We start from the raw sequence: 22,665 nt of genomic DNA, 5'->3' as shown, positions 1-22,665 counted from the left end.
CGATCACTCCCTGCCCAGAAGCCGTACCTGCTCGTACGCCGTGCGCAGGTCACGGACGCCGGCCAGCGCGTCCAGGTGGCCCAGCACGGCCGACATGCCGCGGGTGACCGGCCGGTACGCCGGGTCGCAGGCCAGCGGCGACCACCACAGCAGCCGGTGGCCGAGCAGCGACAACCGCCGTACGGCCGCCCGCATCGGCTCGCAGTCGCCGCGTTCCAGGCCGTCCGACAGCACGATCACCAGGGCTCCGCGCGCCATCGTGACGTAGCGGGCGTTGCCCAGGAACTCCTGCAGCGCGGCGCCGATCCTGGTGCCGCCCTCGGCGTCCAGGACGACCTCGCTCAGCGCGGCGACGGCGGTGTCCACCTCGCGGGCCCGCAGCGCCGCGGTCACCCGGGTCAGCCGGGTGCCGAAGGTGAACACCTCGGCCCGCTCAAGCCGGGCGGTCACCGCGTGCGCGAAGCGCAGGTAGGCGGCGCTGTGCTGCTTCATCGAGCCCGACACGTCGATGAGCAGCAGCACCCGGCGGTGCCTGCGCGGCCGGTCGCGGCGGCGCAGCGTCACGATCTCGCCGTGGGTGCGCCAGGACTCGCGGCAGATCCTCGCCAGGTCGATCCACGGGCCGCGCCTGGCGGGCCTCCTGCGGCGCGAGCGTACGGACGGCACCGCGCGGGGCAGCTCCCTGCGCAGCAGCGTGAGCAGCGCCCGCTCGTCCTCGCTCGCCTCACCGAACCTCGGACGCCGCTCGCGCTCGGCCCGCCCTGCCTCGCGGCCCGCCCGGCCGCCGAGCGCCGCCGCGAACGGCGACTCGTCCCCCTTGCCCTGCGGCGCTGGCGTCTCGTCCTCGGGGGATTCCTCGCCGGGGACGTGCCGGGTCCCTGCCGTGCCGAACCAGCGCTCGAACGTGGGGGTGTAGACGTCGAGGTCCTCGCGGGCGGCGGTGAGCGTGCCCGCCCCGATCCAGTACAGGTGCGTGACGTCGCGCGGGCCCACGGCCTCGATCGCCCGCAGGAACACCAGCCGCCGGGGGACCGGCACCCGCAGACCCTGCTCGTGCAGGTCGCGCAGGAAACCGTGCACGTGGTCGGCGACCCGATCGGCGAAGCCGGGCTCGGTCGCGGGTGCTGACGCCGGCCCTTTCGCGGGGTCAGTCACAGAACACCTCCGCCGCGTGCCGTTCGACCAGGGCCAGGTCCTCCTCGTGCTTGACGAGCAGCCCCGCCGACCTGCGCATCGCATCGGGCCAGCTCGCCCCCTCGCCGGCCAGCGTGCGCACGCCGCGCGCCCACGACGTGGACTCCGCGATGCCCGGCCGCTTGAGCAGCGCGAGCGCGCGGATGCGGTGCACGGCGTCCACCAGGCGGGCGGCGCTGCGCTCGTCCAGCCCCGGCTCCTGCGCCTGGATGATGGCCCGCTCGCGGTCCGCGTCGGGGAAGGGGATCCAGTGGTAGAGGCAGCGGCGCTTGAGCGCGTCGTGCAGCTCGCGGGTCCTGTTGGAGGTGAGCACGACGAACGGCGCGCTCGCCGCCCGCATGGTGCCGAGCTCCGGGATCGTGATCTGGAAGTCGCCGAGGAACTCCAGCAGGAACGCCTCGAACTCGCTGTCGGCCCGGTCGATCTCGTCGATCAGCAGCACCGCGCCGGACGCCGCCCGCAACGCCCGCAGCAGCGGCCGCTGGAGCAGGAACTCCTCGCGGTAGAGCTCGCCGACCTCGCGCCCCTCGACCTCGGCGGCCCGCAGCGACAGCAGCTGCTTGGGGTAGTCCCACTCGTACAGGGCCTGGGAGGCGTCCAGGCCCTCGTAGCACTGCAGCCGGATCAGCTCGCGGCCGAGCACCCGGGCCAGCACGTTCGCGATCTCGGTCTTGCCGACGCCCGGCTCACCCTCCAGCAGCAGCGGCAGCCCGAGCACGCCGGCCAGGTGCACGGCGGTCAGCAGGCCGTCGCCCGCGAGATAGCCCTCCGCGCCGAGCCGGCGGCCCAGCTCGTCCTGGTCGGCGAGCAGCGCGTCAGCCGGCCCCTCAGGTCGCACGGCCGGCCCGCAGCTCGTCCAGCCCGCGCAGCACCTTCTCCGGCGTGAACGGCATGCTCGTCAGCCGTACGCCCACCGCGTCGTACACCGCGTTGGCGATCGCGGGGATCGGCGCGTTCGCCGTCATCTCCCCGATCCCCTTCGCCCCGAAGGGCCCGTTGTCGGCGGGCCGTTCGAGGAGCACGCTGGTCTGCGCCGGGATGTCGGCGGGCCCCGGCATCAGGTACTCGGTGAAGTCGAGGGGGCCGTGCTCGCGCGAGTGCGGATAGTACGGCTCCGTCGACTCGAACAACGCGTGCGACAACCCCATCCAGGCGCCGCCCTCCACCTGCTGCGTCGCGATGGCCGGATTCAGCGCCCTGCCCACCTCGTAGGTGTTGTAGAGCCGCAGCACCTCGATGACGCCCGTCTCGTCGTCCACCTCGACCTCGGCCACCGTGCACGCATGCGCCTGGCAGGAGTCGGGGTCCATCTCCCCGGTCTCCGGCACCACCGGGCTCGGCTCCTTCAGGAAGATGCCCCGGCCTGAGATCGTCCGGCCCTGGCGGAAGTGCGCGGCCAGCGCCACCTCGCTGACGTGGATCTTCTTCTCCGCCGAGCCCTTGAGCCGGACGTAGCCGGTGCCGTCGGTCTCCAGGTCGCCCGCGTCCACCTCCAGCTCGTCGGCGGCCACCTGCAGCATGACCTCCCTGGCCTCGCGCGCCGCCATGATCACCGCGTTGCCGACGCGGTGGGTGCCGCGGCTGGCGAACGTCCCCATGCAGTGCGGTCCCGTGTCGGTGTCGGCGGTGTCGACGATGACGTTCTCGATGGGGATGCCGAGCGTCTCGGCCGCGCACTGCGCGACGACCGTGCGCAGCCCCTGGCCGAGGTCCACCGAGGAGAGCGTCACCACGAAACCGCCCATGGTGGTGGCGTGCACCAGGGCCTGGGACGGGTCGCCGCCCAGGTTCATCCCGGTCGGGTAGTTGACCGCCGCGTACCCGCGTCCGCGCCGCAACGCCATCTGCTCAGCCCTCCGCTCGCTCGGTCGACGACATCGCCCGGTACTCGGGCGGCAGCTCGTGCCCCACCAGATCGGCGGCGCGCTGGATCACCTCGACCAGCGCCGTGCCCGACGCGATCTTGCGGTGCGCCTTCATGTCGCCGTCGCGGTAGGCGTTGAGCAGCCGCAGCCGCAGCGGGTCCATGCCCAGCTCCCTGGCCACCAGGTCCATGTGCGACTCCAGCGCGAAGTCGCCGATCGTCACGCCGAAGCCGCGCATGGCGCTGGACGGCGTCCGGTTCGTGTAGACGCAGTAGCAGTCCACGTGCACGTTCGGGATCGTGTACGGGCCCGGCATGTGCGCCGCTGCCTTCGTCACGCCGTAGGGGCTGTGCCGGGAGTAGGCGCCCGCGTCCACGTACAGCCTGACCTGGCGGGCGACGATCCGGCCGTCGTCCATCACGCCGTCCTTGATGTAGATGCGCTCGGCCGCGCGCGTGGACGACACCTGCATCTCCTCGGCACGGCTGTAGACGTACTTGGCGGGCCGGCCGGTCAGCAGGGCCGCCAGGCAGGCCAGCGGCTCCACGATGACGTCCACCTTGCCGCCGAAGCCGCCGCCCACGGTGCCGCCGACGACCCGCAGGTCCGTGGGCGGGACGCCGAGGATGAGCGCGGTGTTGTCGAGGGTGAAGAAGGCGGCCTGCGTGTCGCTGTGGATGCGCAGCCGGCCGTCCCCCTGCGGGACGACCACGCAGCCGGTCGGCTCGGTCGGCGCGTGCTCGATGGGGGAGGAGTCGTAGCGGCCCTCGATGATGCGGTCCGCCTCGGCGAAGCCCCGCTCGACGTCGCCGAAGCGGACCCGGCGGCAGTGGTGGCCCTCGTAGACGAAGTGGTTGGTGCCGGCCTGCTTGATGATCGGCGCGCCCTCGGCCAGCGCCTCCTCGACGTCGAGCACGGCCGGCAGGTCGGTGTAGTCCACCACGACCTTGGCGGCGCCCTCGCGGGCGGCCTCCTCGGTCTCGGCGACCACGGCGACGATCGGCTCACCCCGGTACAGCACCCGGTCCTCGGCCAGCACCGGCTCGTCGTCGGGGCCGACTCCGATCAGGCGGAGGACGACGTACCAGTTGTTCGGCACGTCCTCGTGGGTGATGACGCGCAGCACGCCCGGCACCTGGAGGGCGGCGGAGACGTCCACGCTGTTGATGCGGGCGTGGTGGCGGGTGGAGCGGTGGATCTTGACGTGGGTGAGGCCCGGCGGGGTCATGTCCTCGAAGAACGCCGTGCGGCCGGTGACGTGGGAACGGGCGTCCGAGCGCTGGACGGGGGAGCCGATGACGGCGAAGTCGCCCGTCCGCTCCTGGGTGAAGTACGCGGTGTCGATGGGGGTGAGGCGGGGCGTCATCGGTCGGCCCCCGCGGTCTCGGGCGTCGCGGGCTCTGGCGTACCGGGCTCGGCTGCCGCCTGGCGGCGGCGTTCTGCGGCCGTCAGGACGGCGGTGATGATCGGCTCGTAGCCGGTGCAGCGGCAGACGTTCCCGCAGATGGCCTCGGCGACCTCCTGGCGGGTGGGGTCCGGGTTACGGTCGAGCAGGGCCGTGGCGGACATGATCATCCCGGGGGTGCAGAAGCCGCACTGCGTGGCGAACCCGTCCACGAACGCCTGCTGCACGTCGCTGAGCCGCTCGCCGTCCGCCTGACCCTCGATCGTCTCCACCGCCGCGCCGTCCACCGTCACGACGGGGATCAGGCACGCGACCACCGGCCGGCCGTCCAGCAGCACCGTGCAGCTGCCGCACCCGCCCTGCGCGCACCCGCGCTTGGCGCCCATCAGCCCTAACGTCTCGCGCAGCGCGGCCAGCAGCGTGGTCGAGGGCCGGGCGATCAGCTCGCGTTCCGCGCCGTTCACCTTGAGCGTGACGATCCTTGACGGCATGCGTTCCCCTTTCATGCCCCGAGCAGGGCGCGACGCAGGTGGACGGGGTAGACCCTGGCGCGGTACCAGGCCGAGGCGTAGGCGTCGCCGACCGGCTCGAAGGCGTCCGCCTCCGCCGCGCGGGCGACGGCCTCGGGGGTCAGTGGCTCGCCGAGCAGCGCCCGTTCTGCTCCGGTGGCGCGGACCAGGCGGTGGGTGAGCCCGCCGACGGCCAGCCGTACGTCGGCGACCACGCCGTCCTCGACCGTGATCCTGGCCGCGACCGTGACGATGGAGCCCGAGTTGAGCCGCCGCCTGGCCGCCTTGTGGAAGCGGAAGGTGTCCGGCGCCGGGGCGGCGAACCGGATCCGCGTCACCAGGTCGCCCTGGGGCAGGCCCTCGGCCGCGATGCGTTCCAGGGGCTCGCGGCGGGCGCCGTTCGCGCCCAGGACGTCCAGCTCGGCGTCCAGGGCCAGCAGGGCCGCCGCGAGGTCGCCGTACGGCTGCGGCACGAAGAGGTTGCCGGCCACGGTGGCGAGGTTGCGGACCGGCGGTGCGGCGATCGAGCGCACGCAGGGGGACAGGTAGGGGAGCCGGGGGTCGTCCTCCACGTCGGCGAGCGTGGTGGCCGCCCCCAAGGTGACCGTGCCGTCCTCGGCGTCGATGCCGCGCAGGCCCGCCCTGCGCAGGCTGACCAGGCGTACGTCGGTGCCGGCCGTGTCGTCCAGCTTGGCCATCAGGTGGGTGCCGCCGCCCAGGGGGAGTGCACCGTCTCGGAGGTAGGCGTGCGCCGCGTCGGCACTGTCCGGCATCTCAACCGATATCAGCATCTGCGCTCCAATTATCGATATCGATAATTTGAAGGTAGATGAGATGATTCGAGAGTCAAGAGGGACTTTGAAGGGAGGTCTGGTGCCAGAACCCACGGCCCACACAGCCCATCCGTCCACCGCGCCGCGCTCCGCCCGGCCGACCCTGAGCCGGCAGATTCGCGACGGCCTGCTGCGCCGGATCGTCACCGGCGAGCTGGGCGAGGGGGAGCGGCTGATCGAAACGAAGATCGCCGCCGAGTACGGCACCAGCCAGGCCCCCGTCCGCGAGGCGCTGCGGCAGCTCGAAGGGCTCGGCCTCATCGAGAGCCGGCCCCGGCACGGCAGCCGCGTGCTGCCCTTCGCCGAGCAGACGATCCGCGAGGCGTACATCATGCGGGCAGCCCTGGAGGAGACCGCGACCAGGCTGGCGATGCTGGCGGAGGCGCTGCCGTTCGACCTGCTGGAGGCGGCGGTCGAGGACATGTACGCCTGCGCCCGCGCCGCCGACATGACCGGCATCGGCCTGGCCAGCGCCCGCTTCCACCGCCACGTCGTCCAGGCCGGCGGCAACGGCCTGCTGACCCGCGCCTGGGAGGCCCTGCAGATCGAGGCCCGCACGGCCATCGCCCTGATGGTCACCAGCCCCGAGCTGGAACGCGTCGCGGACGAACACCGCGACCTCCTGGACGTGATGCGCACGGGGGACGTCGAGTCGGCCTGCCGCCACGCCAGGGACCACCAGTGGGCCTACGCCGACACCCCCCACGACCCCTACGGCACCCCCCGCCCCCGCCTCCGCCCTCAGCAAACCTGACCCTCACGCGGGCAAGGGGGGAAGGACGGGAACGAGGCAGAGCCGGGCTATCGCCCGTGCCATGGGCCACTCGCTGACCCTGACGAGCAGGGCGGCCGGACCGACCTCGGCGGTTGAATGCCCTTTTCGTACGGTCTGGGCTATGGTCGGGCTTATGACGGGACCGTGGGGCACCACGACACCACGAGGCTCCCTCACGCGGTGCGGCGTGATGGGCCTGCTCCTGCTGTCCCTGCTGGCGGCCGGCCTGATGACCGGCGCCCACAACGGCTGGTACGAAGCCGACCAGGTCCCCCGATCGGCCCTGGCCCCCAGCAAGACCAGCGACGAACACGCCGGCGACGACGGCCTGTCCAGCCTGCCACCGCAGGCGACCAGCGTCCGCGAACATCCCGTGCTGACGCTGTGGCCGCCCCTGCGCGGCATGCGGCACGCCGAGGCCGCCCACCTCGCGCTGCTGCCCGCGCCACGTCCCGAAGGGGACCTGACCGGCGACCCCCAGCAGTTCGGGCACCGCACCGCGGGCTCACGCAGCCCACCCCTGATCTGACGCCACCCCTGTCTTCACGATCACCGTCACTCCAGCGTGCCGCTGGAGCAACCCCGTATCCGATGGGGACGCCGTCCTTTCCTTTCGCGTCCAGCGAGGAGCAGATCAGCGTCATGGCCGACGACAGATCAGTCCACACCCACCTGCAGCACTACGCCGAGCACCTGGAGCGGCTCGAGGAGCTGCGCGAGCTGCTCGACGACCGGCTCGCCGCCACCGACCCCGTGCCCGACAGGGCCGCCGCCGGCCGCATCAGGGCCGCACTCGAACGCATGGACCGCGGGCTCTACGGCATCTGCCGGGGCTGCGGGATCTTCATCTCCTTCGACCAGCTGCTCCAGGCACCGGACCGGACGTCCTGCGACGCGTGCTCGCAGCTGCGCGGCCAGGAGGAAGCCGCCTAGCCCCTGGGGTACGACCTAGGAGGTTCCCCAGTCGGGAGCGTTCCGCTGCCGGGAGGTGCGGCCGCGACCTAGGATGGCGGTCACCGACCTCCAGCGATCGGACGGCGGTGAGACGTGCGATGAAGCGGGTCGCCTCCCAGCAGGCCGGCTACGACGTGTTCATCTCCTACAGCCACAGCCGGGACACCGGGCTGGCCGAGGCGCTGCAGTCCGAGCTGCAGCGCTTCGCCTGCCCCTGGTACCGGCCCAGAGCGCTGCGCGTCTTCCGCGACAAGACGGACATGGCAGCCAGCCCGCGGTTATGGCCGGAGATCGAGAGGGCGCTGAGCGCGTCCCGGTGGTTCGTGCTCATGGCCTCCCCTGACTCCGCCGCTTCCCCCTGGGTGTGCAAGGAGGTGGAGTGGTGGCAGCGCCACCGGTCGCCCGAGCGCCTGCTGATCGCGCTCACCGACGGGACGATCACGTGGGCGGGGGGCGACTTCGATTGGGCGCGTACGGACGCGATCCCGCAGTCCCTATCACGATATTTCGCGTACGAACCGCTCTGGATCGACCTGCGGCCGCTGCGCCCGCCGCCGGGCACGACGGGGCGTCCCCGGCTGGGCGGCGTCGTCGCCGAGTTCGCCGCACCCGTCCACGGCCGGCCGAAGGACACGCTGGTCGGCGAGCACATCAAGCGACAGCGGCAGACCAGGCGGGTGATCCGCCAGGTGATCGCGGCGCTGTCCACACTGGCCACCCTCGCGACCGCCGCCGCCGTGGCGGCCGTCGTGCAGCGCGACGAGGCGGTCAGGCAGGCGCTGATCGCGACCGCCGGGCGGGCCGCCGCCGAGTCCGCGGCCATGGCGCCGGACCGGATGGACGTCGCGCAGCTCCTGGCCGTGGAGGCGTACCGGATGTGGCCGGACGAGCAGACCCGCGCGGCGCTGCTCAGCGCGGTGACGGCGAGCCCCGCGCTGGTACGCCACCTCCAGGCGGGCGCACCTGTCTCGGCGGTCGGCGGCTCCCAGGACGGGCGGGTCGTCGTCGCGGGCACCCGTGACGGGCGGGTGCTGTGGTGGCGGGCGGTGGACGGGGCGCGGGCGGGCTCCGCCGAGCTGCCCAGGCCGGTCAAGGACGTCGCCGCCGACCGTACGGGCCGGGTGGTGGCCGCCACCGACGGCACCTCCCTCCTCACGACGCCCGCCACCCGCCTCCCGAAGACGTGGGGCGGCCCCGTGAACGCCGTCGCTCTGTCACCGTCCGGCCGCTTCCTGGCGGTGGCCGTCCCCGGCCGGCTCACGAGGGTGGACCTCACCACGGGTGCCCGGCGCACCACACGTACGTTCAACAGGCCCGTGGACGTGGCGATGCCCAGCGACTCCACGATCGTGGTGGGCGATGTGGCGGGGAAGTGGGAGTACTACACGGGCACGAACCTGCGGCCCACGCTCAGCTCGCGCCACTCGGTGATGGGCGCGCACGGTTTCGCGCCCACGTTCTCCAACAACGGCGCCTACTTCACCCACACCCGCACCAATGGCGGGCCCATGCCGCTCTATCCGACCATCCGGCCGCTGACGATCACGAACGACTCCGCACCGAAGGAAGCGCGGTCTCACGGCAACTCGCCCCAGGCGATCGCCCTGAGCGACGACGGCTTGCACTTGGCGGTGGCCGATGGCACCGCGATCTACGTCTCCTCCGTCGATCTGGGGGGTGAGCAGGTCACGCTGCCCGGCAGTGGTGCAGTGATCGAGGGCGGCCTGCGTTTCCTCGGCGACCGCGATCACCTCGTGTCGGCTGCCGGTGACGTCGTCACGGTATGGGATCTGCAGCACGCGGGACGTATCGGGGAACGGGCCAAGGTGCGCCTGCTCGACTCGTGCAGTGGCTGCGACGCGCCGCGAGCCGAGGTGAGCGCCGACGGCAGGCGCGTGGCCGTGCAGACCGTGGGTGAGCTCGTCGCCGTGCACGACTGGAAGGGGCGGAGCAGCCACACCTTCGAGGCAGCGGGACAGCTTCTCGGGTGGAGCGCCGACGACGCCCGGCTCTTCACCGCCCAGACCGACCACCTGGAGACGCTCGACATGCGGGACCTGACGCGTGCCAGGAGCCCCCTCAGAGATGAGCTGCTCGGCACACCGATCGCCGTCACCCCGGACGGGCGCAACCTGCTCCTGAGCGACATGGGCGCTCTTGAGATCCGCGATGCCATGACCGGCGTCGCACGCGCCCGGATCCCACCGCCGACGGAGGTGACCGGGGCCTACCGGTCGGTCGTCGACTTCGAGCGCGGCATCGTCGTGGCCCAGGGCGACGTCGGGACCACGGCGTATGCCGTCGTGTACGACCTCGCCGAGGGCACGAGCCGCGTCATCGGATCCGGCTCCTCCCAGTACGTCGCGACCGGCGGCGGAAACGTCGTCGTGCAGCGCCGTGACGGCCCCCTCGAAGTGTGGGACCACACCGGCACCACCCTGCGCCGCACGATCCCCCGTGACACGACCTTCAGCCCCCGCGAGCTGCCCCCGCAGAGCGTCCCCGCCGTCAACGACACCCTGGTCGTCCAGCGAAAGTCGGACGGGGTGATCGTGCTCACCGACCTGAACACCGGCACCGACGTCGGCACCCTCCGCCTGCCCGGCTCCTGGGCGCAGTTCAAGACCTCGATGCGGCTGACGGCGGACGGCTCCCACCTGATCACCGCGACCGACCCCGGCGGCTCCCCGGGTCTGCTCGTCCGCTGGCGCCTGTCACCGTCGCCTGGACCGAGGCCGCCTGCGCCGCCGCCGGCCGGAACCTGACCCCGGAGGAGTGGCGCCGCCACATCGGCACCCCGCCCCCGGACGACCTGTCCTGCACCCGTCAGAGGTAGCGGGCCAGGAAGCCGAGGACCGTGCGGGCCAGGGTGACGCGGTGGTCCGACAGGGCGTGGTCGGTGGGCAGGACCTCGTGGTGCAGGCGCTTGACGGGATGGGCCTGGTACGCCGCCACGAGCGGGTCGTGGTGCACCTCGGACGGGGTGACGTCGTCGCGGCCGGTGCCGATGAGCAGCACCGGGCGGTCGGCGAGCAGCGGCGCGAGCCCGGCCAGGCGCCACGCGTCCCCGGCCGCCTCCATCTCCGCAACCAGGGCCTCACCGCTGGTGCCCTGGAGCGGGCCGAGCGAGTCGGCGAACGCCTCCGTGTAGACCGCGCGGTGGGCCGGATCGTCGCGGATGAGGGCGGCGACCGTGCCGAAGTCGAACCCGGCGATCGAGGCGACGGCGGCGATGGACGGGTCCGCCGCCGCGGTCATCAGCGCGGCGAAACCGCCCAGGCTGTGCCCCACGACCGCGATCCGCCCGGGATCCAGGCGATGGGCGGCCGCGAGATCAGGCTCGCGCAGCCTGGACACCACGGTCGCCGCGTCCTCCAGCACGTGGGCCCACGACCAGGACCCGCCGACGCCCCACGAGCCGCGGTAGTGGAACACCAGAGCCGCGTACCCCGCCCGGCGCAGCGCCTGCGCGAGGTCGAAGTTGCGCTCGTTGCCGGGAAAGCCGTGCAGCAGCACCACGACGGGATGCGGCCCTGGCCCGCCGGGCACGTGCAGGACGCCCAGCAGGTCCGTGCCGGCGCTCTCGAAGGTCAGCGCCGGGGTGGTGGCCGGGAAGCCGGGGTCGAGCGGCGGGTCGTCGGCGAGGGGGTCGGTCATCGTTACGCTCCCAAAAAGGCAATTCGGTGTGGCCGGTAGCAGCTTGCCATACCCAGCCCCCGTATAGAGGGAAAGGACCGCATGGTGAACACGCTGAATCTATGGCGCCGGCCGCTGGGAGAGGTGCCCGGCGAGGTCTGGGAGCGTACGGACCTGGAGGTGCTGATCCTCGCCGAGACCGGGCTCAAAGCCCTCCCGCCCGAGATCGGCCGACTCCACCGGCTGGTCACCCTCGACCTCGGTCACAACGAGCTGACCACCGTGCCGGACGAGCTGGGTGGGCTGACCGCCCTGAGCGGCTGCCTCTACCTGCACGACAACCGCCTGCGCGAGCTGCCCGGCACGCTCGGCGGGCTGCAAGGGCTGCGCTACCTCAACGTCGGCGAGAACGAGCTGACCGCCTTGCCGGAGTCGCTCGGCGGCATGGCCTCGCTGATCGAGCTGCGCGCCCAGCACAACCGGCTGACCACGCTGCCCGCCGGCCTCGGAGGGCTGTCCCGGCTGCGCGAGCTGTGGCTGCGCGGCAACGCGATCGAGCGCCTGCCGCCCGAGATGGCGGGCCTGCGCGAGCTGCGCCACCTCGATCTGCGCGACAACCGGCTCGCCGAGCTGCCGGAGCCGCTCGCCGGCCTGCCGCTGCTGCGCCAGGTGGACCTCAGGAGCAACCGCCTCACCGGGTTGCCCGGCTGGGTGACCCGCATGCCCGCTCTGGAGAAGCTCGACCTGCGCTGGAACCCCTGCGACCCCGACCCGTCCCTGCTGGCGGAGCTGGAGCAGGCCGGCTGCGTCGTCCTGATCTGACGCAAATTCATGCAAAGCAAGTAGGAAATATTGACTTCACCGGAGGGTGATCGTATCTTCGAGACCATGAGCCAGGGCCTCCTCCTGACCCGGCGCCCGCACGTGGACCACGGCCACGTCACCAGCGCGCAGTGTCGCTGATTCACGGATCCACCTCGCCCCGTGCCCGCTTCGGGGGTGGGCGCGGGGCCGGCACCGCCCTTCCCCCCGGCTCCCATCTGGAGGAACCAACGTGACGCGAGAAATGCACCTCAACGCCTTCCTCATGGGCGTCGGCCACCACGAGGCGGCCTGGCGCCACCCGCGCAGCGCACCCGCCAGGCTCACCGACGTCCGCCACTACCAGGAGCTGGCGAGGATCGCCGAGCGCGGCACGCTCGACTCGGTGTTCCTCGCCGACGGGCTCGCGCTGGCGGGCAAGGTACGCCACAACGCGCTCGGCGGCCTCGAACCGCTGACCCTGCTGACGGCCCTGGCCACCGTCACCGAGCGCATCGGGCTCATCGCCACCGTCTCGACCACCTACAACGAGCCCTTCCACGTGGCCCGCACGTTCGCCTCGCTCGACCACATCAGCGGCGGCCGGGCCGGCTGGAACATCGTCACCTCGGCCGGCGAGGCCGAGGCCGCCAACTTCGGCGTCGAACGCCCCGCGCACGCCACCCGCTACGCGCGAGCCACCGAGTTCCTCGACGTGGTCACCAAGCTGTGGGACAGCTGGGAGGACGACGCCATCGTGGCCGACCGGGCCGCCGGCGAGTACGCCGACCTGGCCAAGATCCACCCGATCGACCACACCGGCGAGCACTTCTCCGTCAAAGGCCCGCTGAACACCTCGCGCACCCCGCAGGGCCGCCCGCTGCTCGTCCAGGCCGGCTCCTCGGAGGACGGCAAGGAGTTCGCCGCCCGGCACGCCGAGGCCGCCTTCACCGCCCAGCAGACCCTCCAGGACGGGCAGGAGTTCTACGCCGATCTCAAGCGGCGCCTGGCCGCGTACGGGCGGCGGCACGAGGACCTGCTCGTCCTGCCCGGCATCTCGCCGATCATCGGCTCGACGGAGGAGGAGGCGTACGCACTGGAGGAGGAGCTGGAGGAGCTCATCATCCCCGCGTACGGGCTGGCCCAGCTGTCGTACATGACCGGCGTCGAGCTGACCGATGAGCACCTGGACGGCCCGCTGCCCGACGTGCCGGTCGAGACCGAGGGGGCGCAGAGCCGCCGCAGGCTCGTCGTCGAGCTGGCCAGGCGCGACGGCCTCACGGTCAGGCAGCTGCTGTCGCGGCTGGCGGGCGGGCGCGGCCACCGTGTCGTCGCCGGCACGCCCGAGCAGATCGCCGACCAGCTCCAGGAGTGGTTCTTCAACGGCGCGGCGGACGGCTTCACCATCATGCCGCCGCTGCTGCCGAGCGGCCTGGAGTTGTTCGTGGACCACGTGGTGCCCGAGCTGCGGGCGCGCGGGCTCTTCCGGCACGAGTACGGCAGCCACACCCTGCGCGCCCACTACGGCCTGCCCCGCCCGCGCTCCCGCTACGCCGCCCGCCGCGAGCCGGCCGCGGTCTGACGGTCACCGCTGGGCGGCGAGCCCGACGCCCAGCCCGACGAACAGGGTGCCGGTGGCCGCGTCCAGCCGCCGGCGCACCTGAGGGCTGCGCTTTCGTGCCCGTTGGGCAGAGGACGGTTTTTCCGTTCTGGCAAGGGGAATGCATCGGCCAGAACGCCTACGAGGGCTTTCGTCCACCAAGGCACGGCGGGATTCGGGGCATGCCGGTCATTAGGGCTAAGGGGCAGCCTGTGCCGGAGATGAATTTCGACTGGGAGGGTCTCCTCCGTCTCGTCGCCAACCACCTCTACAGCGAGAAGAAGGTCTTCATCCGGGAGCTCATTCAGAACGCCCATGACGGGATCAGGCGGCGTGCCCGGAATGACGCCGGCTTCGGGCGGATCGACATCGAGACCCGCCCGCAGGACCTGGAGATCACCGTACGTGACAACGGGATAGGGATGAACGACGAGGACCTCATCCACTACCTCTCGAGCATCGGCAAGAGCTTCACTCGCCTTCAGCAGGAGAACACCGAAGGACTGATCGGTCAGTTCGGCATCGGTTTTCTGTCGGCCTTCGTGGTCGCGCGGCGGGTGCAGGTGCGCACCCGCAAGCTCAACGAGGAACAGGGCTGGCTCTGGGAGAACGACGGCAGCAAGGAGTACCGCCTCACTCCCTGTGAGGTGTCGGCTCCCGGCACGACGGTGATCGTGTCGCTACAGGGTGAGGAGGATCGGGGCCTCATCCAGGAGTCGGAGGTGCGGAACCTCATCAGGAAGTACGCGGACATGCTCACCGTGCCGATCCACCTCAATGGCGGCAGCGAACCCGAGAACACCATGCACATGCCGTGGGAGAAGGCCGGGATCACCGAGGGGGAACTGAGGTTCGACCTGCACGCGTACCTGACGAAGACCATGAGCGACTCGGTGCTGGAGGCCATCCCGGTGCGGCTCAATGAACCGGTGCGGGTCGAGGGCGTCCTCTACATCAGCCGGACCAGGTTGGTGAACATCGACCAGCCCCGGACGGTGCGAGTCTTCCAGAACCGTATGTTCCTCTGTGAGAACGCCGCAGACGTGCTTCCGACCTGGGCCCGGTTCGTCAACGGGGTGATCAATACGCCGGACCTGACCCCCACCGCCGCCCGCGACAACTTCATTCGCGACGAGGCGGCCGGCCGCCTGAGCGCAGCACTGGGCGACGTCATCATCCGTCACCTCGAAGGCTTGCGCCAAAGCGATCCGGAACGTTTCACTGACATCATCCGCTACCACCGGTTAGGTTTCCTCGCGGCGTGCTACTACTACGACGCCTTCTTCGAGAAGTTCGCCCATCTGCTCCTCTGGCGCACCAATGATCGGGTCCCCGGACGAGCTGACACCGGGCTCCCGAAACCGGCGGAGGTGCTCCGCACCCTTCCCGAGATCATCGCCGACATCCCCCGTGACGAGGGCGAGCCGGTGCGGCTGGCCTGTTTCACCACGGCGAGCACCGCCAGTCAGTATTTCGATGTCGCGAACGCCGCGGGCAGGGTCGTGGTCGACGCCAGCTACCCCTTCGAGTCCGAACTGCTTGAGGCCTACACTCGTCTGCCGGACGTGCGGCTTGAGCTGGTCCACGTCGACCGGGAGGACGACCCAGGCTTCTTCAGCCCGCCAGACGCGGAGGAGAACCAGCAGGTCCTCGGGCTGGCGGAGACGATGTCGCTGGTGCTGCGCACCCCTGCGGGCGCAGGCATCCGCGTGGAGGCCAAGCGCTTCAAGCCCGTCGACATCGCCGCAGTCCTCCGGTCCGACGCGGTCACCCGCGCCCAGCAGAAGGCCGAAGAGGTGCGCCTCGACCCGAACGTCTCCGACGACCTGCGCGAGATGGCCGAAGAGCTGACCCGGATGACCGCTCACCAGTCTCGCCGGTTGACGATCAACGCGGACAATTCGCTCATCCGCCGGCTCGCGCGGCATGACTTGAACAGCCCCGACGTGCGCGAACTGATGCTCGGCGTCTACAACAACGCGATCCTGGCCAACCAGGAGCTGATCACCAAGCAGGACGCGGCCATCTTCCACCACCAGTTCCAGGACCTGATCGCAAAGGGACTGGAACTACTGGAGGTCAGAGAAGAACTGCTCGCATCACAGGAACGGATGCGACGGGAGGAGGAACGGCGACGTCCCACGCAGCGAGCTCGGCACCGGATCTTCTTCATGATCACCCCGTTCGCCGACCGCTACACTCCTCTCATCTCCGCGTGCCGACGGGTGGTCGAGGAACGTTGGAAGGCGCAGCTCATCGTGGCCAGCGATCAGCACGCGGACCATCGGCTGCTGGAAAACGTCGAGTCGCTGATGAGCCAGGCGCACGGCTTTCTGGCTGAGATCACCCACGCCAACCCGAATGTCATGTTTGAGCTGGGAGCGGCTTTCGCTGAGCGGCACCGGCGCCCATTCGCTCTGCTCCGGGAGCAGAGCCAGAGCCCGGACCTGCCGGCGGACCTGCGGTCCCTGCTGTATATCGACTACACGTTGGATGCCGCGGACCTCGACGGGCACCTGAACCAGGAACTGCGCAAGAACACGCAGATCCGCGAACTGATCGACGGCGCCGGTTGGGACAGCTATGTATCGCCGGCCAAACTGCGCTCGATCATCCCGATCAATCTCCAGCAGAGTGTCATCGAGCGCCTGGCCACGAGATTTCCTACCGCCGAGGACTGGGCGCGGGCGACGCGCGAGGATGTCGCTGCCATCCTCGGCAAAGGAGACGAAGATTTCGCCGATGCGATTCTCAACCGAACGCAGCACAAGCTATGAACGCGGAATCACAGCTCCGAGAGCTTGAAGCGCAGGCGATGGCGGCGCGTAACGCAGAACAAAGTAGATCCGCGGCTTTCCTTTTCGAGCGTGCGCGGGGTGTTGCTCTGGATATGGGCCTGGCTGGCAGGGCCTTCGATCTAGGAATCCGCGCGGCTGAAGCCCATGGCGTCGCTGGCGATAGACTGCGCGGGCTGACGCTTCTCACCGAGTTGCTGGCCGAGGTGCCCGCTGATGCTAGTCGATGGGCGATCTACAGTGCGAGCCACCAACGTGTTGAGTTTCATCTCTATGACACAGAAGAACCGGATTATCGTCGGATCGACAAGTTGATCGACAATCTGGACGCCTTGGGTGCGGAATTGGGATGGCCGGCCGACCGGAATCGCGATATCCCTTATCATCGGTCACGACTGCTGACATATCAGGGAAGATGGGCGGAATCCCTTGAGTGGGCGGAGGTCGCCTGGGCACGTCAGCCAGGAGAGGGCATCGACCCGTCCTGGATCGCTTCATCGGCCGCAACCCGCGCACTGAACCTCGGGGACGTTGCGGCGGCCAAGCGTTGGCTGGCCTTGATTCAATCCGATCACTGGCCCAAGTACGCACAGACGGCCAGAAGCGCGATCCGGCTATGTGTGGCCTTGTGGGAGAATGACGGGTCCGGCGCTGTCGCTGCTCTGCTCCAGGCCGAGGAGGGCGAACGCTCCAGACAGCGTGAAGCCAGGGCGGGCCTGATGGAGCCGGGCATTTCGGCCTTGCTGGTCAGCGGATCATATGGGGATCCGCTTGATCCACGGCATCCCGCGAACATGCGCCATGCGAGTTTCCCGAAGGGTTATCTTCGCGTGCCGTATCAAGCTTACCTGTGGCATTGCAGCAAGGCCCGGATCCGGCTCGCCGGGCTTCGTTACGCGGTGGGGATGGCGCCGGTCGACGACTGCTATTATCGCAAATCTCAAGAACTGGTTCCGCGTGCTTCCGCCAGGCTTCCTGCCGAAATCAATTCGCGCGTCAGGACTGCACAGCAGGCGTGTGACGACTTGCAGCTCGTCGCGGACCGGCTCGACAATGCCTTTGATTGTTCCTTTCGGCGAGAAGGGGTCGCAATGTTGCGTGGTCGAATCCAGGAGATCGCCGATAACTGCGCGCTATAGAGAAGCTCTGCAAGAAGCGATGCTGACCCACGTGGTGTCTCATTCCGAGGACCTGGTGGCAGCCGGGAAGCGCAGAAGACGGCGGAACATCATCCTCTGACATCGACGTTCGCCATTGACTCACGGTGGGGGAGGTGGCGAGGATCGCGACATGGCACGCACAGAACACCGGTCCCGCAGCAAGGTGCACCTCCTGCCCAAGTCGCCGGCCGACGACGTGGCCGGGCTGCCGCCCGACGTGCCGGGCACCCTCTACGTCAGGGGCAGCGGCGGCGGGATCAGGGTGGCGCCCGACGCCGGGTTCGAGGTGGTGTTCGGGCGCAGCGAGCTGGACGTGCACGTCTGCGTCGGCCCCGACGACCCGTACGTCAGCCGCCGCCACGGCTCCATCACCCGCGAGGACGGGCACTGGGTCCTGCGCAACCTCGGCACCCTGCCGATCCGCCTGCCCGGTGGCCGGCTGGTGCTCACCGGGCACCGGGCGCCGCTGACGGCCGCGTACACGCCGCTGTTCATCGTCGCGCCGGAGCAGGAGCACCTGCTCGAAGTACGGGTCGTCACGGCCCCCGCGGCGCGGAAGACGCGCAGCCGCGAGGAGGCCGACACCCGCGAGCCGAACGGCTGGGCGCTCAGCGACGTCGAGCGGCTGGTCCTGGTCTGCCTGGGCCAGCGCTACCTGCGTCCCGAGCCGTGGCCGCAGCCGCTCACCTGGTCACAGGTCGCCGACGAGCTGAGCCGCCTGCGCCCCGACGAGCAGTGGACCGCCAAGCGCGCCGCCCACGTCGTCACCCAGACCCGTAAGCGGCTCAGCGCCAAGGTGCCCGGCCTGCTGGAGGAGGAGATCCCGCCGCCGCTCGGCAACGCGCTCAACCACAACCTCATCACCGCGCTCCTGACCAGCGCCACGATCGGCCCCGCCGACCTCCGCCTGCTCGACGACCCCGAGGACTCGCACCCGTAGACCTCCGGGGTTGCCGGGTGGTCGCGCGCGGGCCAGGAGCGGGAGATCGCGGGCGCGGTGGTGGAGGGGCCTGGTGCCTGAGGACGCGCGGATCGCCGGGGACGGGCCGGCCGGGCGCGGGAGGGAGGTGCACCCGTGCGCTCACCCGGCGGGCAGCCGCTCGAAGCGGGGCAGGCGGGTGAGGTCGCAGGCGACCGTGACCTGGGCGGGGCCTTCGAGCACCGTGCCGTCGTCGGCGCGCCAGCGGCCCTCCGGGAGGACGACCGTCCGTTCGGTGGCGCCTTGCGCGATCACCGGCGCCACGATGAGGTCGGGGCCGAGGAAGAACTGGTCGGTGACGTCGTCGAGGCCGGCCGCGTGGTACGCCATCGGCCGCACGATCGGCTCGCCCGTGGCGGCGGCGTGGTCCACCAGGCCGAGGATGCGGGGGAGCAGCGAGGCGCGGACGGCGAGCGTGTCGCGGACGGCGGCCAGGTGCACCGGGTCGAGCACGCGGGTGGGCAGCACAGAGAACTGCATGATGGGGCTGAGCGCGGCGATCTGGGCGTAGCGGACGAAGAACTCCTGATCGGTCGCCCCCTGCGCGGACACCGACCCGATCTCACCACCGCCGATCATGTCGGGACAGACGAACGGATGCCCGATCATGCCCTGCGCGAGCATCTCGGGGATCAGCGACCCGATGCCGGAGGGCCCCCACAGCGGCGGCTTGTCCTGCAGCCGCTGGACGAGCGGCTGCCCGCCCATCCGCCAGCACGCACGGAACTCGTTGTACGGATACCGCAGCCCCACCCGCGCCCACGCCTCGCACAGGTCGACCGGCTCGGCGGGCTCGGCCGTGCGGTCGCCGGCCCGGTAGTCGCGCACGTCACCGGCGTCGAACTTGAAGCCGTCGATCCCGGTCTCCTCGATGAGCGCGTCGAGCCGGCCGGTGATCCACGCGACGGCACCGGGGTGGGTGAGGTCGAGGGTGGCGCTGAACCCGTTCCACCACCGCCGGATCGCGGTCTCGCCGGCAGCGTCGCGCAGCAGCAGCCCCCGCCCTTCGAGCTCGCGGAAGACGGCGGAGTCGGGGCTGACGAACGGCACCACCCACACCATCACCGAGCAGCCCAGCGCGTGCAGCTCGGCGACCATGGCGGCGGGGTCGGGGAAGCGGGCCCGGTCGAAGCGCCAGGTGCCGTAGTCCTCCGCCCACAGGTCGTCGATCAGCACGACGCCGGGCGGCATCCCGCCCTCCAGCAGGTCGCGGGCGAAGCGCAGCACGCCGTCCTGGGTCGGCGTGTACGGGTGCTCGATCCACGTGTTGTACTGCGGACCGGAGAACAGCGCGCGGGCGGGGGCCCGCCCGGACGGCGGGAAGAAGCGCCGCGAGGCCGACAGGAACGCCTCGCGCAGCGTGCCGCCCGCCCTGCCGACCTCGATGCCGCGCCCCGACAGCCGCAGAACATCGTCCTCGAAGGCGAACGTGAACGGCCGCTCCGACCACACCACCCGACCCCGCGTGGACAGCAGCACGGGGGCGCCCTGGTTGGACGGCCCGAGAGGCTCCCTGGGCGCGGCGAGGTCGCGGGCGAACGGCCGCGCGCCGAACGGCATCGCCAGCCCTTCGTCCACGGAACCGCCCCACCACCGCTCACCCGCCTCGACGGCCAGCTCCAGCACTTCGGATGTCAAGGGGTGCAGCGTCATCGAGGACCTCTCGGAGGGGTGGGCGGCCGGAAACGGATCAGCGGGAGCTACCAGTTGAACATCGTGCCGTCCTCCAGCCGGCTCACCGGCAGGTACGCCCGCCGGTACGGGAACCGCTCCGCCACGTCGTCCCGGTAGTCCACGCCCAGCCCTGGCGCGTCGCCGGGATGCAGGTAGCCGTCGGCGAAGGTGTAGGCGTGCGGGAACACCTCGTCGGTCTCGGCCGTGTGCCGCATGTACTCCTGGATGCCGAAGTTCGGGATCGACAGGTCGAAGTGCAGCGCGGCGGCCATGGTGACGGGCGACAGGTCGGTGGCGCCGTGGCAGCCGGTGCGCACGTGGTGGACGGCCGCGTAGGCCGCCGCCGTGCGCAGGTGGGTGATGCCGCCGCCGTGCACGACGGTCATGCGCAGGTAGTCGATGAGGTTCTCGCGCAGCAGCAGGGTCGCGTCGTGGATGGTGCTGAAGATCTCCCCGACGGCCAGCGGCGTCGTGGTGTGCTGCCGGACGATCCTGAACGCCTCCTGCTGCTCGGCCGGCACCGCGTCCTCCAGCCAGAACAGCGCGTACGGCTCCAGCTCCCGCCCCAGCCGGCCGGCCTCGATCGGGGTCAGCCGGTGGTGGGCGTCGTGCAGCAGGTGGACGTCCCTGCCGTACTCCTCGCGCACCCTGGCGAACAGCTCCGGCACGGTCGCCAGGTACTTCTCCGTGCTCCACGCGTCCTCGGCGGGCAGCCCCTCGCCGGCGGGCTCGTAGAACAGCTCGCCCCTGCCCACCCCGTACGTGCCCTTGAGCCCCGGCACCCCGGCCTGCACGCGCACGGCCTTGTAACCCATGTCGAGGTAGCGCCCGACGGCCTCCACCGCCTCGCCGACGCTCTGGCCGTTGGCGTGACCGTACACCATGACGCCGTTGCGGCTCGCGCCGCCGAGCAGCTCGTAGACCGGCACGTTGAGCGCCTTGCCCTTGATGTCCCACAGCGCCATGTCCACCGCGCCGATCGCGGTCATCGTGACGGGGCCGCGCCGCCAGTAGGCGCCCCGGTAGAGGTACTGCCAGATGTCCTCGATCTGGAACGGGTTGCGGCCGATCAGGCAGGGGGCGACGTGGTCGCGCAGGTAGGAGGCGACGGCCAGCTCGCGGCCGTTCAGCGTGGCGTCGCCGATGCCGTACACGCCTTCGTCGGTGCGGATGCGGATCGTCACGAAGTTGCGTCCCGGGCTGGTGACGAGGACTTCGACGTCGGTGATCTTCAAGCGGACTCCTTCTGGCGCGCACCCGGTCAAGGGGTTGTTCCAAGACGGTAACGGGGGCCCGGAACCGGCCGTGCGGGACCCCCGTCAGTCGCTGCCGGTGATGAAGCTCTGGATGGCGACGACCGCGCCGCCGCGCGCCCACTCGCGGAAGTCGTCCGACTCGATCACCACCTCGACCGAGCCGGGCAGGCCGCGCCGGTGCTCGGTGAGCGCCGCGTCGAGGTCATCCTTGGCGACGCGGGCCAGCTCGACGCCCTCGCCCGCCAGGATCACGGTCTTGACCAGGGAGATCGTCGCGACGATGCCGATGAGCCTGCCGAGTGCGCGGCCTGACTCGCGGACGAGCGCGCGGCACGCACGGTCGCCCTCGGCGGCCAGCCGCATGACCTCGTCGTAGCCGGCCTCCCGCCGCAGCGCCAGCGCCGCGGCCATCTCGATCGACCGGCTCGACAGGTACGCCGCCGCGCACCCGCGATGCCCCCCGGGGCAGGGCGGCCCTCCGGGGTCGAGCACCAGGTGGCCGAACATGCCGAGGTCCGCCTCCGCCGCCGGCATCAGGTGGTCGTGGGTGATGAGCGCGTACCCGATGCCCGCGCCGATCGTCACCAGCGCGAAGTCGCGCAGCCCCCGGCCTGGGCCGAACCAGTGGTGCTGGTGGGCCAGCGCCGCCACGTCGTTCGTCACCACGCACGGCACGCCCAGCGCCCGCTCCATGAGCGGTCGCAGCTCCACCTGCCGCCAGCCCAGGAAGGGCGCGTCCACCAGTTGCTCGCCGCCGAGGTGGGTGGCGGCGCGGGCGTTGCCGCCGAGCGTCACGCCGGCGCCGACGAGCGCGCCCGCCCCGTCGGACAGCTCGTCGAGCAGCCGCCTGGCCTGCCGGCACACGGCGCCGGGGTCGTGGTCGGCGATCGGCTCGTCGCGGGCGGCGAGCACCTCGGCGCGCAGGTCGGTGACCACCGCGTGCACGCGGTCGGCGGTGAGCTTGAGCCCGAGGAAGCGGTGCTCGGCGGCGGCGACGTCGAGCGGGCGGGTCGGCCGCCCGTTCACCGGGTCGTGCACCACCTCGCGCTCGACGAGGAGACCGGCGTCGACCAGCGGCTTGGTGAGCCTGGTCAGGCTGCCGGTGGACAGGTGCAGGGTCTTGGCCAGCGCGGTCCTGGACTGCGGGCCGTGGATGATCAGCTCCTTGACGATGGAGCGCGCGGCGTCGGGCAACGTGTCCCACATGCCGCCCCATCTTCGGGGCCGGA

General features: G+C 71.1%; 19 protein-coding genes. 9 read left to right on the top strand and 10 right to left on the bottom strand.

Going from position 1 to position 22,665, the window contains the following annotated elements; translation table 11 throughout:
- Nucleotides 1–3: 3 nt before the first annotated feature.
- The 6 genes from AB0K12_RS28250 to AB0K12_RS28225 are packed head-to-tail and all read right to left on the bottom strand — an operon-like array spanning nucleotide 4 to nucleotide 5,764.
- Complete coding sequence (locus AB0K12_RS28250; protein WP_364567438.1) at nucleotides 4–1,155, bottom strand: VWA domain-containing protein; 1,152 nt, start codon at nucleotides 1,153–1,155, stop codon at nucleotides 4–6.
- Nucleotides 1,148–2,032 carry a MoxR family ATPase gene (locus AB0K12_RS28245; protein ID WP_364567435.1) on the bottom strand — a complete coding sequence of 295 codons (885 nt, stop codon included), beginning with the start codon at nucleotides 2,030–2,032 and terminating at the stop codon, nucleotides 1,148–1,150. The genes AB0K12_RS28250 and AB0K12_RS28245 overlap by 8 nt, the downstream gene beginning before the upstream one ends.
- Nucleotides 2,022–3,038, bottom strand: a complete 1,017-nt coding sequence (locus AB0K12_RS28240; protein ID WP_364567432.1) for a molybdopterin cofactor-binding domain-containing protein — start codon at nucleotides 3,036–3,038, stop codon at nucleotides 2,022–2,024. Before AB0K12_RS28240 ends, AB0K12_RS28245 begins: the two co-directional genes overlap by 11 nt.
- Before the next feature lie 4 nt (nucleotides 3,039–3,042).
- Nucleotides 3,043–4,425: a molybdopterin cofactor-binding domain-containing protein gene (locus AB0K12_RS28235; protein ID WP_364567429.1), complete on the bottom strand. Its 1,383-nt coding sequence runs from the start codon at nucleotides 4,423–4,425 to the stop codon at nucleotides 3,043–3,045.
- Complete coding sequence (locus AB0K12_RS28230) at nucleotides 4,422–4,955, bottom strand: (2Fe-2S)-binding protein (RefSeq protein ID WP_364567426.1); 534 nt, start codon at nucleotides 4,953–4,955, stop codon at nucleotides 4,422–4,424. Before AB0K12_RS28230 ends, AB0K12_RS28235 begins: the two co-directional genes overlap by 4 nt.
- 11 nt (nucleotides 4,956–4,966) lie before the next feature.
- Nucleotides 4,967–5,764: an FAD binding domain-containing protein gene (locus tag AB0K12_RS28225; RefSeq protein ID WP_364567423.1), complete on the bottom strand. Its 798-nt coding sequence runs from the start codon at nucleotides 5,762–5,764 to the stop codon at nucleotides 4,967–4,969.
- A gap of 82 nt (nucleotides 5,765–5,846) precedes the next feature.
- On the opposite strand from AB0K12_RS28225, the gene AB0K12_RS28220 reads away from it, so the two are divergent.
- From AB0K12_RS28220 to AB0K12_RS28205, 4 genes are all read left to right on the top strand, one after another.
- A complete protein-coding gene (locus AB0K12_RS28220) occupies nucleotides 5,847–6,560 on the top strand; it encodes a GntR family transcriptional regulator (RefSeq protein WP_364567420.1) in 714 nt (237 codons plus the stop codon).
- 154 nt (nucleotides 6,561–6,714) lie between these two features.
- On the top strand, nucleotides 6,715–7,110 hold the full coding sequence (locus AB0K12_RS28215; protein ID WP_364567417.1) for a hypothetical protein: 396 nt from the start codon (nucleotides 6,715–6,717) through the stop codon (nucleotides 7,108–7,110).
- 113 nt (nucleotides 7,111–7,223) lie between these two features.
- Entirely contained in the window at nucleotides 7,224–7,514 is a 291-nt protein-coding gene (locus AB0K12_RS28210; protein WP_364567414.1) for a hypothetical protein, read from the top strand.
- A 107-nt stretch (nucleotides 7,515–7,621) separates the two neighbouring features.
- A complete protein-coding gene (locus AB0K12_RS28205) occupies nucleotides 7,622–10,300 on the top strand; it encodes a TIR domain-containing protein (protein ID WP_364567411.1) in 2,679 nt (892 codons plus the stop codon).
- Nucleotides 10,301–10,361: 61 nt separating this feature from the next.
- Here AB0K12_RS28205 and AB0K12_RS28200 read toward each other — a convergent pair whose 3' ends face one another.
- Complete coding sequence (locus AB0K12_RS28200) at nucleotides 10,362–11,192, bottom strand: alpha/beta fold hydrolase (protein ID WP_364567408.1); 831 nt, start codon at nucleotides 11,190–11,192, stop codon at nucleotides 10,362–10,364.
- Between the two features lie 81 nt (nucleotides 11,193–11,273).
- On the opposite strand from AB0K12_RS28200, the gene AB0K12_RS28195 reads away from it, so the two are divergent.
- The 5 genes from AB0K12_RS28195 (at nucleotide 11,274) to AB0K12_RS28175 (ending at nucleotide 18,467) form a co-directional block, all read left to right on the top strand.
- The gene (locus AB0K12_RS28195) at nucleotides 11,274–11,993 is read left to right on the top strand and encodes a leucine-rich repeat domain-containing protein (protein WP_364567405.1); all 720 of its coding nucleotides are present in this window, start codon (nucleotides 11,274–11,276) and stop codon (nucleotides 11,991–11,993) included.
- Between the two features lie 244 nt (nucleotides 11,994–12,237).
- Nucleotides 12,238–13,554 carry an LLM class flavin-dependent oxidoreductase gene (locus tag AB0K12_RS28190; RefSeq protein ID WP_364567523.1) on the top strand — a complete coding sequence of 439 codons (1,317 nt, stop codon included), beginning with the start codon at nucleotides 12,238–12,240 and terminating at the stop codon, nucleotides 13,552–13,554.
- A gap of 239 nt (nucleotides 13,555–13,793) precedes the next feature.
- Nucleotides 13,794–16,349 (top strand): ATP-binding protein, encoded by a 2,556-nt coding sequence (locus AB0K12_RS28185; protein WP_364567520.1) that lies wholly within the window; start codon nucleotides 13,794–13,796, stop codon nucleotides 16,347–16,349.
- Entirely contained in the window at nucleotides 16,346–17,506 is a 1,161-nt protein-coding gene (locus tag AB0K12_RS28180; protein ID WP_364567402.1) for a hypothetical protein, read from the top strand. Before AB0K12_RS28185 ends, AB0K12_RS28180 begins: the two co-directional genes overlap by 4 nt.
- 151 nt (nucleotides 17,507–17,657) lie before the next feature.
- The gene (locus tag AB0K12_RS28175; protein WP_364567399.1) at nucleotides 17,658–18,467 is read left to right on the top strand and encodes an FHA domain-containing protein; all 810 of its coding nucleotides are present in this window, start codon (nucleotides 17,658–17,660) and stop codon (nucleotides 18,465–18,467) included.
- A 141-nt stretch (nucleotides 18,468–18,608) separates the two neighbouring features.
- Here AB0K12_RS28175 and AB0K12_RS28170 read toward each other — a convergent pair whose 3' ends face one another.
- From AB0K12_RS28170 to AB0K12_RS28160, 3 genes are all read right to left on the bottom strand, one after another.
- Nucleotides 18,609–20,144 (bottom strand): glycoside hydrolase family 31 protein, encoded by a 1,536-nt coding sequence (locus AB0K12_RS28170; protein ID WP_364567396.1) that lies wholly within the window; start codon nucleotides 20,142–20,144, stop codon nucleotides 18,609–18,611.
- Between the two features lie 62 nt (nucleotides 20,145–20,206).
- Nucleotides 20,207–21,415 carry a D-mannonate dehydratase ManD gene (gene manD, locus AB0K12_RS28165; RefSeq protein ID WP_364567393.1) on the bottom strand — a complete coding sequence of 403 codons (1,209 nt, stop codon included), beginning with the start codon at nucleotides 21,413–21,415 and terminating at the stop codon, nucleotides 20,207–20,209.
- A gap of 84 nt (nucleotides 21,416–21,499) precedes the next feature.
- Nucleotides 21,500–22,642 carry an ROK family transcriptional regulator gene (locus tag AB0K12_RS28160; RefSeq protein WP_364567390.1) on the bottom strand — a complete coding sequence of 381 codons (1,143 nt, stop codon included), beginning with the start codon at nucleotides 22,640–22,642 and terminating at the stop codon, nucleotides 21,500–21,502.
- Between the last annotated feature and the right edge of the window lie 23 nt (nucleotides 22,643–22,665).

Source organism: Nonomuraea sp. NPDC049419, assembly GCF_040676995.1.
In the GTDB taxonomy this organism is placed as follows: Bacteria; Actinomycetota; Actinomycetes; order Streptosporangiales; family Streptosporangiaceae; genus Nonomuraea; species Nonomuraea salmonea.
Note: the sequence above shows the minus strand (reverse complement) of the source record. Positions and strands in the feature narration are given on the sequence as shown.

Coding starts and splice junctions, on each gene's coding strand:
- AB0K12_RS28240 (WP_364567432.1), bottom strand. CDS start 3,038: ATGGCGTTGCGGCGCGGACGCGGGTACGCGGCGGTCAACTACCCGACC.
- AB0K12_RS28235 (WP_364567429.1), bottom strand. CDS start 4,425: ATGACGCCCCGCCTCACCCCCATCGACACCGCGTACTTCACCCAGGAG.
- AB0K12_RS28230 (WP_364567426.1), bottom strand. CDS start 4,955: ATGCCGTCAAGGATCGTCACGCTCAAGGTGAACGGCGCGGAACGCGAG.
- AB0K12_RS28225 (WP_364567423.1), bottom strand. CDS start 5,764: ATGCTGATATCGGTTGAGATGCCGGACAGTGCCGACGCGGCGCACGCC.
- AB0K12_RS28215 (WP_364567417.1), top strand. CDS start 6,715: ATGACGGGACCGTGGGGCACCACGACACCACGAGGCTCCCTCACGCGG.
- AB0K12_RS28210 (WP_364567414.1), top strand. CDS start 7,224: ATGGCCGACGACAGATCAGTCCACACCCACCTGCAGCACTACGCCGAG.
- AB0K12_RS28200 (WP_364567408.1), bottom strand. CDS start 11,192: ATGACCGACCCCCTCGCCGACGACCCGCCGCTCGACCCCGGCTTCCCG.
- AB0K12_RS28195 (WP_364567405.1), top strand. CDS start 11,274: ATGGTGAACACGCTGAATCTATGGCGCCGGCCGCTGGGAGAGGTGCCC.
- AB0K12_RS28190 (WP_364567523.1), top strand. CDS start 12,238: ATGCACCTCAACGCCTTCCTCATGGGCGTCGGCCACCACGAGGCGGCC.
- AB0K12_RS28185 (WP_364567520.1), top strand. CDS start 13,794: ATGAATTTCGACTGGGAGGGTCTCCTCCGTCTCGTCGCCAACCACCTC.
- AB0K12_RS28180 (WP_364567402.1), top strand. CDS start 16,346: ATGAACGCGGAATCACAGCTCCGAGAGCTTGAAGCGCAGGCGATGGCG.
- AB0K12_RS28175 (WP_364567399.1), top strand. CDS start 17,658: ATGGCACGCACAGAACACCGGTCCCGCAGCAAGGTGCACCTCCTGCCC.
- AB0K12_RS28160 (WP_364567390.1), bottom strand. CDS start 22,642: ATGTGGGACACGTTGCCCGACGCCGCGCGCTCCATCGTCAAGGAGCTG.